The sequence below is a fragment of the Streptomyces lacaronensis genome (genome assembly GCF_047337785.1).
Classification (GTDB): Bacteria; Actinomycetota; Actinomycetes; order Streptomycetales; family Streptomycetaceae; genus Streptomyces; species Streptomyces lycopersici.
In genome coordinates this window covers 4,636,747-4,648,773 of record NZ_JBLHDK010000003.1, presented here as the reverse complement: position 1 = coordinate 4,648,773, position 12,027 = coordinate 4,636,747, and the positions used below count along the sequence as shown (strand labels likewise).

Genomic DNA, 12,027 nt, shown 5'->3' with positions numbered 1-12,027 from the left:
ATCAGCCTCCGGCGGGGAGCTCGAGCAGGTCGGAGAGGTCGGTGAGCATCCGTGTCGCGTCGGGTTCGCGGCCGGTGAAGAGGCGGAAGGCGTCGACGGCCTGGAAGACGGCCATGCCGCCCCCGTCCAGGGTGCGGCAGCCGGCCGCGCGGGCGGCTGCCAGCAGCGGGGTCTCCAGCGGGCGGTAGACCACCTCGGCGACCCACAGCCCGGCCCGGAGCAGCTCCACGGGCAGCGGCAGCCCGGGGTGGGCGGCCATCCCGGTGGGGGTGGCGTGCACCAGCCCGTCGGCGCCGCCGACGGCCGCCGGGAGCCCGCCGGGCGCGACGGTACGGACCCGGGCCGCGCCGAACCGTGCCGCCAGCGTCCCGGCGAGCCCGGCGGCCCGCGCCGGGTCGGTGTCGGTCAGCGTCAGCCGGTCGGCGCCGACGGTCAGCAGCGCGTGGGCGACGGCGGCGCCCGCCCCGCCCGCGCCGAGCAGCACGATCTCGCCGGTGGGCGCGTCGGGCAGACCGCGGGCGAAGGAGCGGGCGAAGCCGGACCAGTCGGTGTTGTGGCCGATGGCCCGGCCGTCCTCGCCGAAGACCACCGTGTTGACCGCGCCGAGCAGCGCGGCGTCCTCCGACAGCCCGTCGAGGTGCTCGATCACCGTCTGCTTGCAGGGATGGGTGATGTTCAGCCCGTCGAAGCCCAGCCGGGCGGCGGCCCGCACCAGCTCGCCCACCCCCTCCGGGCGGAGCCCCAGCGGATCGATGTCGATCAGGCGATAGAGATACCGCAGCCCGTGGCGGTCGGCCTCGCGCTGGTGGAGGGCGGGGGAGAGGGAGGGGCCCACTCCGGATCCGACCAGCCCCACCAGACAGGACTCCCGCCCCTCCCGGCCCTCCTCCGAGCCTCGTGACTGCCGCGCACTGCCCCGCATACCGGCGACCTCCCGCCTTCCCGGCTAATGTACGAACTGGTTCGTTAGTAGCGTGGACAGTAAAGGCCCGGGACCGCCCTCTTGTGAACCCCCTGGACGTAGAGTGGCCCCAGCATGAGCGATCAGCCGCCGAAGAACAGCCGCCTCCGCGACGCCGTCCGCACCCAGGCCGAGATCCTGGACGTCGCCACCCGCGAATTCGCCGAACGCGGCTACGCCGGGGCCCGCGTCGACGAGATAGCCGCCCTCACCCGCACCACCAAGCGGATGATCTACTACTACTTCGGCGGCAAGGAGCAGCTCTACATCAAGGTCCTGGAGCGCGCCTACACCGGCATCCGCGAGGCCGAACAGGCCGTGGACGTCACCGGTCTGGACCCCGCCGAGGCCATCCGGCACCTGGCCGAGCTGACCTTCGACCACCACACCGAACACGCCGACTTCATCCGGCTGGTGTCGATCGAGAACATCCACCGGGCCGAGCACCTGGCCAAGTCCGAGACGCTGGCCAAGGCGGGCACACCGGTGATCGACCTGATCTCCGGAATCCTCGCCCGCGGCCGGGAGCAGGGCGTGTTCCGGGACGACGCCGACGCCGTCGACGTCCACATGATGATCAGCTCATTCGCCGTCTTCCCGGTGGCCAACCAGCACACCTTCGGCACCCTCTTCGGCCGCGACCCCCTGGACCCGGGGCGCCGCGCCCACTATCGCCGGATGGTCGGCGACATGGTCGTGGCGTACCTCCGCGCCGGGTCCTGAACCGTACGGCGACCGTACGGCGCGGGACCCGTCGCGAACGGGGTCGGGCCGGGCTCAGGACGGCATCGCGAGCTCGAACCAGACGACCTTGCCCGTGGACAGCCGGGTCGCGCCCCAGCGCCGCGCCATCCGGTTCACCAGATACAGTCCGCGCCCGCCCTCGTCGGACGGCCGGGCCTGGCGCAGCCGGGGCAGCTGCGGCACATCGTCGCCGACCTCGCAGCGCAGGACGTCCGTGCGCAGCAGCCGCAGCGTGATGGGCCGCTCCGCGTAGCGCACCGCGTTGGTCACCACCTCGCTGACCAGCAGCTCCACCGCGTCCGTCAGATCGTCCAGGTCCCAGCGGGCCAGCGCCCTGCGGGCCAGCCGGCGCGCCTGCCCGGCGGTCTGCGCCTTGGGGTCCAGGAACCAGTACGCGACATCGCTGGGCGCGATGCCCTCGAACCGGGCCGCGAGCAGCGCCACGTCGTCATCGCGGTCGCCGGGGCCGAGCATGTCCAGCACCTCGTCGCACAGCGGTTCCAGCGGCGGCGGGTTGGGGCCGGTGAGCCGGGCGGTGGCGGTCAGCCGCTCCCGCAGCTGCTCGATCCCGGTCCACACATCGCGCATCCGCGACTCGACAAGACCGTCGGTGTAGAGCATCAGGGTGGCCCCGGCCGGGGCGTCCAGCTCGACCGCCTCGAAGTCGACGCCGCCGACCCCGATCGGTGCCCCCGGCGGCACCCGCAGCACTTCGGCGCGGCCGCCCCGGTGCAGCAGGAGCGGCGGCGGATGGCCCGCGTTGGCCACCACGATGCGGTGCGCGACGGGGTCGTAGACCGCGTACAGGCAGGTGGCCATGCGATCGGTGCCCAGCCGCTGGGCCTGCTCGTCGAGGTGGTGCAGCACCTCCTGAGGCGGCAGGTCGAGCCCGGCGAGGGTCTGCGCGGTGGTGCGCAACTGGCCCATGATCGCGGCGGAGGTCATCGAATGGCCCATCACATCGCCGACCACCAGCGCCACCCGGTTGCCCGGCAGCGGGATCGCGTCGTACCAGTCGCCGCCGACCCGCGCGGTCTCGGCGGCGGGCAGATAGCGGCTGGCCAGCCGGACGCCGGTGGGCTGCGGCAGCGAGTCGGGCAGCATGGTGCGCTGGAGCTCGTCCGCGATGTACACCTCGCGCCCGTAGAGCACCGCCTTGTCGACGCCGAGCGCGGTGTGGGTGGCCAGCTGGGCCGCCACCAGCAGATCGTCCGGTTCGAACGGCGGCCGATCCGGGCGGCGTACGAAGACGGCCGCGCCGATCACCCGGCGGCGGCCGCGCAGCGGCGCCAGCACGGTGCGCTGACCGGTCGCCACCGAGGGCCCCTCGCCCAGCAGTTCCGGCAGCGCGGCGCGGGCGGCCTGCGAGTCGCCGAAGACCGGCCGCACCCCGCGCAGCACCTCGGCCAGCGGGCCGCCCGCCTCCACCTCGCACAGCTCGGCGGCCGGGCCGCCGCCCACGGCGGGCGACAGGTCCGGCTGGGAGGGCAGCAGCGACAGCCGGCCGCTGTCGGTGTCCGGGTCCAGCGGGATCCGGTCGGTGCGGCGCAGCCGCAGCACCACCGGGCCGACCGGGCGCTCGTCGCCGACCGGCAGCGGATCGCGCAGATAGACGAGGATCGCGTCGGCGAAGGTGGGCACGGTGGCCCGGCACAGGCCGAGCACGATCTCGTCCAGGTCGATGCCCCGGGCGATCCGGCGGGTGGCGGCCCCCACGAACCGCAGCCGGTCGCCGCCCCGGTCCCGCGCGGTGGCCGCCTCGGCGGCCGCGGAGCCGCCCGCGGGCGGAACGGTGGGCACTCCGCCCTCCGGTGCGACGGTGGGCACTCCGCCCTCCGGTGCGCTGTAGCCGACCTCACCCGCCGTGGTGGCCGCCGTATGGGTCTCGCCGGACCCGGCCGCCGTATGGGCCTCGCCGGGCGCGGCCGCGGCATGGGCCTCGCCGGGCCGCTCCGGATGCTCGCCCGCGCCGGTGCCCCGGCGCGCCGCCCCCCGGCCGCGCCCGTCGCCCTGGGCGGCCGGGGGCTGCTCGTCGGGGCCGGTGCCGCCGTTCGCTCCCGGCCGGCGCGACGCGCCTCTTGCGGCATTGCGATCCGCGTCCCACACAGGCTCGCCCTCCGGTGTGCCGTGCTCCGGCTGCGCCGGGTGCTCGCTCTCCGCCGTGTTCCGGCGCTCCCTGCCTCCGCCACCGCGCGCCGCGGCGGCGCCCCCTCGCTCCCCCGCCCCGTCCGCCCCGTCCGCGCCACTCCTGCCGCGGCCACGGCGCGCGGACCCCGTCCAGTCGGCGCCCTCGCCGCGCTCGGGGGCGGCGCCGCGCCCTCTGGCGTGGGGCGCGGGCTCCCCGACCGGACCCGGGGGTCCGTCGTGGGCCGCCGGGCCGGCGGGGCCGTCCGGGCGGTAGGCCGGGCGCGGGCGGCCGTCGCCCGGCTCCTGGCCGGGGGCAGCCGTCTGCCGCACGGCGGTCCGCGGGTCCGGGACCGCGCCGTGCGCGTCGTCGGGCGCGCCCGCGCCCGGGGCGGCGGCCGAGGTGGCCGCCTGCCGCCTGTTGTGGGAGGTGGGGTGCTCCGTCACGCGTGGGTTTCCATCCGTCCGGGGCCGTACGCCCGCGTCTCGTGGGCGCACCGAGTGTCAGGCACGTCGTCGGCAGTTCAGATAGAGCTGGATCTCGGGTGGTACGTCCGTGCTGGCCGGGGCGTACGCGTGCGAGTCCTCCCCGGCGATCTCGAAGCCCGCATCGCGGACGGCCTGGCGCAGCTCGTCCCGCAGATAACCGGATACCCGGACCGAGTTGCCGAGGAACGGAATGGGGAAGTCGTCGATGTCCGCCTCCACCATGCCGAGCCCCAGCAGCCCTCCGGGTCTCAAGCAGGCGTACAGGGTCCGCAGTGCGTACGGGATCTCCGGGCGGGGCAGCAGCAGCAGCGTGAAGTAGGCCGCGATGCCGTCGAACGGGCCGAGCTCCCGGGGGCCTCCGGGGCCGTACCGGCCGCCCACCCGCAGATCGACGATGTCCACATGGTGGAAGGTGGCCTCCGGCACATTGTCCCGGGCCAGCTTGAGCATCCCCGGGGAGATGTCGATCCCGACCACCTCGTGCCCCGCGTCGACCAGCTGACGGGCCGTGGGCAGGCCCGTACCGCAGCCGACGTCGAGCACCCGGGAGCCGGGCGGAAGCGTTTCGGCCAGCCAGCGGCCGGCGTCGAGCTGGCCCTCCTTGTGCGGAAAGGCGTCGTCGTAGCGGTCGCCGATGTGGTCGAAGGCTTCCGCCTGACCGCTGCGGTCCAGCGCGAGGCGGTCGAAGTCCTCGTAGCCCTCGTAACCGTCCCCGTGCTCGTCCTCACCGCTCACGACTCCGCCCCCTCCTGTGACATTACGTCAGGTCTCGCGCATCGCCCGTGACTTGCGCCGGCCTCTGGTGTCCCGCATGGGCAGTGTTCCGGACGACGATCCTACGTTTGAAACACTGGGACACGACAAGAGGTTCATGACCTCGAGTGTGCCGAGGTGTGCTTCTTGTCCGTACGGCCCCAGTCCGCCGGAAGCGCGGGCACGGACCACGCGGGGTCGGGCCGCCAGTTCTCCCACCCGTCCCGGAAGGGCGCTCCCCAGGACTCGATGGCCGACGTGGCCGCCCGCCCCGCGGCCCGGACCCGCTCCGCCTGCTCGGGACCCATCAGCCCGGCCCGCTGCGCCTGCGCGAACTCGTCCTCGTCCTTCCATTCCCAGCTGCGGTCGGCGTAGACCGCGATGTCCAGGAAGTGGTCCTCGGAGTCCACTCCGTGGTCCCCGCGGACCAGTGGCTCCTCCAGGTTCACGTACCAGTTCCGGAACCGCCAGTCATGGTCCCAGAACAGCCACACCGACCACGGCTCGCCGGGCCGGGCCAGCTTCAGCACCCCGGTGCCGAACCACTGGGACAGCGCGGTGGTCCGCGGCTTGGTGTACCGGGTGGACAGCGGCTCGTGGTGTACCGAGGTGCCGTCGGTGAGCTGTGGTTTGACGCAGACGGTGCCGGGGGCGAGCCAGACGGCGAGCAGTTCGGCGGTGTCCTCGACGACGGTCACGGGACGGCAGATGTGGATGAGGTCGGAGGCGTTGGCCCGATAGCGCCACAGAATGTGGTCGCCCGGTGCCCACCGGGCGGTGTCCGCCGTCCCCGTCGTCTCCACGATGTCCGCTGTCATGAGCAGATCTTAGGTGCGCACGGGCCGCGATGCCGTGACCTACGACGCAACCGGGGACCAACGCCCGGCTAAGGATGTGTCATGCGCAGGACATCAAGGGCTTCGTCGAGCTGGTCCAGTGTCAGCAGTCCGCGCTCCACATAGCCGGACTCCAGCATCACCTCGCGGATCGTCTTGCGCTCCGCCAGCGACCGCTTGGCCACCTTCGCCGCCTCCTCGTAGCCGAGGTAGCGGCCCAGCGGGGTGACGACGGACGGTGAGGACTCCGCGTACTCCCGGGCCCGCTCGGCGTTGGCGGTGATCCCGTCGATCGTGCGGTCCGCGAGCAGCCGGGAGACATTGGTCAGCAGCCGGATCGACTCCAGCAGATTCTTGGCGATCACCGGGAGCATCACATTGAGCTCGAAGTTCCCGGCGGCCCCGGCCGTGGCGACGGTGGTGTCATTGCCGGTGACCTGCGCCGCGACCATCAGCGTGGCCTCGGGGATCACCGGGTTGACCTTCCCCGGCATGATCGACGAGCCGGGCTGGAGATCGGGCAGCGCGATCTCGGCGAGCCCGGTGCGCGGACCCGAGGCCATCCAGCGCAGATCGTTTGCGATCTTGGTGAGGCCGACCGCGATGGTCCGCAGCTGCCCGGACGTCTCGACCAGCCCGTCCCGCGCGCCCTGCGCCTCGAAGTGGTCCCGGGCCTCGGTCAGCGGCAGCCCGGTGGTGCGGGTCAGCTCGGCGATGACGGCGGCCGCGAACCCGGGCGGGGTGTTGATCCCGGTGCCCACCGCCGTACCGCCCAGCGGCAGCTCGGCCAGCCGGGGGAGCGCGGCGCGCAGCCGCTCGATCCCGTACCGCACCTGGGCCGCGTAGCCGCCGAACTCCTGACCCAGGGTCACCGGAGTGGCGTCCATCAGATGGGTCCGCCCCGCCTTGACCACCCCGGCGAACTCGGCGGCCTTGCGCTCCAGCGCCTCCGCCAGATGGGCCAGGGCCGGGATCAGATCGCCGGTGACGGCCGCGGTGGCCGCGATGTGGATGGAGGAGGGGAAGACGTCGTTGGAGGACTGGCTGGCGTTGACGTGGTCATTGGGGTGCACCGGGCGGCCCAGGCGCTCGCTCGCCAGGGTGGCCAGCACCTCGTTGGTGTTCATGTTGGACGAGGTGCCGGAGCCGGTCTGGAAGACGTCCACCGGGAAGTGGTCGTCCCAGCGGCCCTCGGCGACCTCGGCCGCCGCCTCCGAGATCGCCGCCGCGACGTCCTTGTCCACCACGCCCAGCTCCGCGTTGACCAGGGCGGCCGCGCCCTTGATCCGGGCCAGCGCCTGGATGTGCGCCCGCTCCAGGCGCTGCCCGCTGACGGGGAAGTTCTCCACCGCCCGCTGGGTCTGGGCGCGCCACTTGGCGTGTGCGGGCACCCTGACCTCCCCCATCGAGTCGTGCTCGACGCGGTAGCCCTCCTGGGGGCTGTCGTCGCGGTGGCTCTCGTCGGTCATGGGGACACCTCCGTCCAGCACAGCGTCTTCACGTCACGCCGTGTTCCCGCGCCCGCTGAGCCGAACGGGTGAGCCCGGTCACCGCACGGCCTCGGGCGCCCGCGGGGTGTCCACCTCGCCGGTGCGCTTGAGCTTCTGCCACGGCAGCAGGGCGCCGGTGGCCGCGGTGACGCAGGAGTGCAGCAGCACCAGATACATCAACTGGCGGTAGGCGATCTGCTGCAACGGCAGTACGGCCAGTGCCCGGTAGTTCTCCCGGTCCAACCGGAACGCGTACGCCGCGCCCAGCAGCTGCACCAGCAGCAGCGCCGCCCACGCCAGCAGTGAGCGCACCGGGTCCAGGAAGATCACCCCGTAGAGGGTGAAGAGGTCGATCAGCGGCGCGCACAGCGGGGTGAGGATCTGGAAGAGCACCACCAGCGGCATCCCCACCCGCCCGAACCGCCCCGAGGGCCCCCGGTCGATCAGCGAGCGGCGGTGCTTCCACAGCGCCTGCATGGTGCCGTAGGACCAGCGGTAGCGCTGCTTCCACAGCTGACCGAGGGAGCTGGGCGCCTCGGTCCAGGCGCGGGCGTGCTCCTGGTAGACCACCCGCCAGCCGGCCCGGTGCAGGGCGATGGTGATGTCGGTGTCCTCGGCCAGGGTGTCCGCGCTCATGCCCCCGGCCTCCAGCAGCGCCAGGCGGCGGAAGGCGCCGATCGCGCCGGGGATGGTGGGCATGCAGCGCAGCAGGTCGTACATCCGCCGGTCGAGGTTGAAGCCCATCACGTACTCGATGTGCTGCCAGGCGCCGATCAGCCTCCCCCGGTTGCCGACCTTGGCGTTGCCCGCCACCGCGCCCACCCGCGAGTCGGCGAACGGGCGGACCAGCTCGCGGATGGTGGTGGGCTCGAAGACGGTGTCGCCGTCCATCATCACGATCAGCTCGTGGCGAGCATGGGCGATGCCCCGGTTGAGGGCCGCGGGCTTGCCCGCGTTGGCCTGCCGCAGCACCCGCACGTTGGGCAGCCCCATCGCCTCGGCGATATCGGCGGTGCCGTCGGTGGAGCCGTCGTCCACGACCAGGATCTCGATGGGGTGGGTGGAGACGGACAGCGACTTCAGGGTGCCCGTGATGCACTCCTTCTCGTTGTACGCGGGCACGATCACGCTCACCGGATCGGTGACCTCCTGCACCCGGCTCCAGCGCCGGCGCTCCCGGGAGCGCCGGTGCCACCAGGCGAGGACCACCATCAGCAGCAGCCGCCCGATCACCGAGAAGCCCACCAGCCCCAGCAGCCCCATCAGGAACGGCAGCGCGCTGTGGCTGAGCGCGGCCGCCCAGATCAGCGCCCGGCCCTCCCAGACCGGCAGGGTGCGGGCCGGGTGGTTGGCGCCGTGGGCGCCGAGCGCGCCGGTGACCGTGGTGAAGGAGTAGCCCTTCTTCTTCATCCGCTCGATGTACAGCGACAGGGCCTTCACGGTGCGGGCGCGGTTTCCGCCCGCGTCGTGGAAGAGCACCGACGCACCCTTCCCGCCCTCGGGGGTGGCGTTCTGGACGATCTCCTTCACCGGGGGCCGCTGCCAGTCCTCGCTGTCGGTGTCCACGAAGGCGCTGATGTAGCCCTTGGAGCCGATGTGCTGCTGCACCGGCCAGGTGCGGTCGTCCAGCGCGCGGACCTTGGAGGCGTACGGCGCGCGGAACAGCGAGCTGGTGATGGACGCCGCACCGGCCAGGGCCAGCTGGGACTGGGCCAGTTCGCGGTCCATGCGCCCCTTGTCCTGGTACGACAGGTCGACATGGGAGAAGGTGTGCACCCCGACCTCATGGCCCGCGGCCCGCATCCGGCGGACCAGCTCCGGATGGCGGATCACCATCTGGCCCAGTACGAAGAAGGTCCCCCGCACCTTGTGGCGGCGCAGCACGTCGAGGATCTCCGGGGTCCAGCGCGGGTCCGGGCCGTCGTCGAAGGTCAGCGCGATGGTCTTGGACGGGATGGCGTGCTCGGTGGCCTTACCCCGGCGGTCGAAGGTGATCACCGGGCCGCCCTTGCGCAGCCGGTCGGGGACGGTGCGCGAGGCGTGTGAGCGGTACACCCGGGCGTCGTTGCCGACCTCGGCGTGCAGATAGCCGTCCAACAGCAGGGTGCACACCAGCGCGAGCAGGGTCGCGAGGGCGAGCACCATCCGGGTACGGGTGCGGAGCTTGCGCGGATTGACGGTACGGAGTCGGCTCCTGAGCTTGCCCGTGAGCTTGAGCTTGCCGGTGAGCCTGAGCCTTGGCTTGCCCCTGGCCCCCGGCCCGCCTGTGCGGCGCGCGGCGCGGCGGCCGGGGCCGGTCAGCCGGAACACCGTACGGGGCGCGCCGTCCTGACGGGGCGCGGGGAGCCGGCGGCGCGGCCGCGGCAGCTTCGGCGGTCTGCCGCCGCTCATGGCGCCTCGCCCTCGGCCTCGGGGGCGCCCGGCCCATCGTCTGGGGTGCCGCCTCCGGCGGGCGCCTTGGGGGGCTTGGGCGCGTCGGCCTGCGGGGGCTTGTGGGACTCGGGCTTCTGCGGGGACGCGGCGTGGCCGGGCCGCGTGGTGCGGCCGGGGGCCTGCGGGTGGCCGGAGCCCTTGGCGGGCGGCTCGGCGCCGACGGGGTGCTGCTTCGCCGGTGTGTGCGAGGCGCCCGCGGGCCGCTTGCCGGGCTGGTGGCCGACCGGATGTGACGGCGTGTGGCCGGCCTTGTGGTGCTCGCCGGGCCGGTGCCCCGCGGCGGACTCGCGGCCGCCGGGGCGGTGGTGCGCGGGGGAGTGCCGCGGCGCCGAGCGGGGGGCCTTGGGCGGGTCGGGCCGCGGCGGCGCGGGCCGTGGGCGGGTGGTGATGGGGGGCAGGGCGACGGGCTTCCGGGCGTCCCGGTGCTCCGGGCGGCCCGGGGCGTGCCGCTCGCGCCGGTGCTGACGGTCGGTCGGCCCGTACGCGTCGTCCCCGTACCCGTCCTCGTGGCCGTACGCGTGCGCGTCACGCCGCTCATGCGACTCGGAGGGCCCCGAACGCCCCCCGGGGGTGTGGTTCGGCCCCCGGCCCAACGCCTCGGTGGAGACGGGATGTCCGGGGATCAGCGTCTGCGGCGCGAACGGCGTACCGCCCGCGTAGCCCAACCCCAGGACCGCCGAATAGCCGAGGCAGGCGGCTCCCGCGACGACGCCCACATGTCGTACCAGTCGGCCACGGCGCCCGGACAGGTCCACGAACACGGGCCCCTTCCGGGCCACGTCAGCGCGGAGGGGACGCGAAGGCGCGCGCTCGGCCACATCTGACTGAGGATCCATACGGAAGAGGCTAATGCAGAAAATACGACATGCGACATATAAGTCAAACATGCGGTGTGTCATAGTTCAGTAGGCTTCACCGAATATGTTGAGGTTTGACGGGAGAACGGCACGGGCGGCAGGGCCCCCGGCGCCGCGTACCGGACCAACAAGGAGGAGCCAGAGCCATGAGGGCCAGCCCCCGCATGAGCGGAATCGCCGTGGCCGGCGCGGTGGTCTGCGCCACCATCGCCGTATGGGCGGGACACCAGAAGCAGTCGCCCGAGCCACACGCCGCGCCCTCACCGCCCCCGGCGTCACAGCCCCCCGCGGCGCGCCGGCCCGCCGAGTTCGTGCCGTACGTCAACGCCTGGTCGGACTCGGGGTACGACATGGCCGCCGCGGCGTCGCGCGGGGTCAAGGAGTTCTCGCTGGGCTTCGTCGTCGCGGGCGACGGCTGCGCCCCGGTGTGGGACGGCGGCACCTCGCTGGAGGACCAGGGGCTGGAGACCCGGATCGAGGGCGTCCGCCGGGCCGGTGGCGACGTACGGATCTCCTTCGGCGGCGCCGAGGGCACCGAGCTCGCCACCGTCTGCACCGACGTCCCCGAACTCGCCTCCGCCTATGCCGAGGTGATCGAGCGTTACCAGGCCAACAGGATCGACTTCGACCTGGAGGGCGAGACGCTCGCCAACGCCGAGGCGGCCGCCCGCCGCGCCCAGGCGCTCGCGCTGATCCAGCGCACCCACGAGGGCCTGAACATCTCCTTCACCCTGCCCGCCATGCCGGACGGGCTGACCCCGCAGGGCGTCGCCCAGTTGGAGGCCGCCAAACAGGAGGGGGTCATCCTCTCGGGCGTCAACATCATGGCGATGAACTACAGCGGCGACCACACCGGCGACATGGGCGACTACGCCGTCCAGGCGGCCACCGCCGCCCAGGCCCGGATCCGCGAGGTGTTCGGCATGTCCGACGCCGCCGCCTGGAAGATCCTCGCCGTGACGCCGATGATCGGGGTCAACGACGTCACGGGCGAGACCTTCACGCTGGAGGACGCGGCCGGTCTGGCGCGGTTCGCCGCGGAGAAGGGGATCGGACGGCTGTCGATGTGGTCCGCCGAACGGGACCAGCCGTGCACCCCGGAGATGACCCGGTCCGCCACCCCGACCGCCCCCACGGCCGGTGCCGCGGCCCCCGAGCCGACCGCGAACGTCGTCCCCAACACCCGCTGCAGCGGCGTCACCCAGCGCCCGGGCGCCTTCGAGGCGGCGCTGAGCGGCTGACCGGGCCCTGGAGCCCCCCGGCGGGGTCGAAGGGGCGGAGTCCCTGGGGATGGGACGGGCAAGGGCGGCGGGGGCCCGTCCGTCGTCCCCCGCCGCCCC

9 protein-coding genes are annotated in these 12,027 nt (G+C 73.5%); 2 read left to right on the top strand and 7 right to left on the bottom strand.

Translation table 11 applies throughout. From position 1 onward, the window contains the following. Position 1 precedes the first annotated feature (1 nt). Positions 2–922, bottom strand: coding sequence for a shikimate dehydrogenase (locus ACMTAK_RS19600; protein WP_413807420.1), 921 nt, complete (start codon positions 920–922; stop codon positions 2–4). Positions 923–1,036: 114 nt separating this feature from the next. Here ACMTAK_RS19600 and ACMTAK_RS19595 point away from each other — a divergent pair, with 114 nt between their 5' ends. Next, a complete protein-coding gene (locus ACMTAK_RS19595; protein WP_020868731.1) occupies positions 1,037–1,684 on the top strand; it encodes a TetR/AcrR family transcriptional regulator in 648 nt (215 codons plus the stop codon). Positions 1,685–1,738: 54 nt separating this feature from the next. Here the strand turns inward: ACMTAK_RS19595 and ACMTAK_RS19590 are convergent, their stop codons facing one another. The 6 genes from ACMTAK_RS19590 to ACMTAK_RS19565 form a co-directional block, all read right to left on the bottom strand. Further along, complete coding sequence (locus ACMTAK_RS19590; RefSeq protein WP_413807419.1) at positions 1,739–4,276, bottom strand: SpoIIE family protein phosphatase; 2,538 nt, start codon at positions 4,274–4,276, stop codon at positions 1,739–1,741. Positions 4,277–4,333: 57 nt separating this feature from the next. Further along, entirely contained in the window at positions 4,334–5,053 is a 720-nt protein-coding gene (locus tag ACMTAK_RS19585; RefSeq protein WP_413807418.1) for a class I SAM-dependent methyltransferase, read from the bottom strand. A 134-nt stretch (positions 5,054–5,187) separates the two neighbouring features. Continuing rightward, complete coding sequence (gene fomD, locus ACMTAK_RS19580) at positions 5,188–5,889, bottom strand: cytidylyl-2-hydroxypropylphosphonate hydrolase (RefSeq protein ID WP_413807417.1); 702 nt, start codon at positions 5,887–5,889, stop codon at positions 5,188–5,190. A gap of 68 nt (positions 5,890–5,957) precedes the next feature. Continuing rightward, complete coding sequence (locus ACMTAK_RS19575) at positions 5,958–7,376, bottom strand: class II fumarate hydratase (protein ID WP_413807416.1); 1,419 nt, start codon at positions 7,374–7,376, stop codon at positions 5,958–5,960. 78 nt (positions 7,377–7,454) lie between these two features. Further along, complete coding sequence (locus tag ACMTAK_RS19570) at positions 7,455–9,788, bottom strand: bifunctional polysaccharide deacetylase/glycosyltransferase family 2 protein (RefSeq protein WP_413807415.1); 2,334 nt, start codon at positions 9,786–9,788, stop codon at positions 7,455–7,457. After that, on the bottom strand, positions 9,785–10,666 hold the full coding sequence (locus ACMTAK_RS19565) for a hypothetical protein (protein WP_413807414.1): 882 nt from the start codon (positions 10,664–10,666) through the stop codon (positions 9,785–9,787). The genes ACMTAK_RS19570 and ACMTAK_RS19565 overlap by 4 nt, the downstream gene beginning before the upstream one ends. A gap of 167 nt (positions 10,667–10,833) precedes the next feature. On the opposite strand from ACMTAK_RS19565, the gene ACMTAK_RS19560 reads away from it, so the two are divergent. Further along, positions 10,834–11,928, top strand: coding sequence for a chitinase (locus tag ACMTAK_RS19560; protein WP_413807413.1), 1,095 nt, complete (start codon positions 10,834–10,836; stop codon positions 11,926–11,928). Positions 11,929–12,027 lie beyond the last annotated feature (99 nt).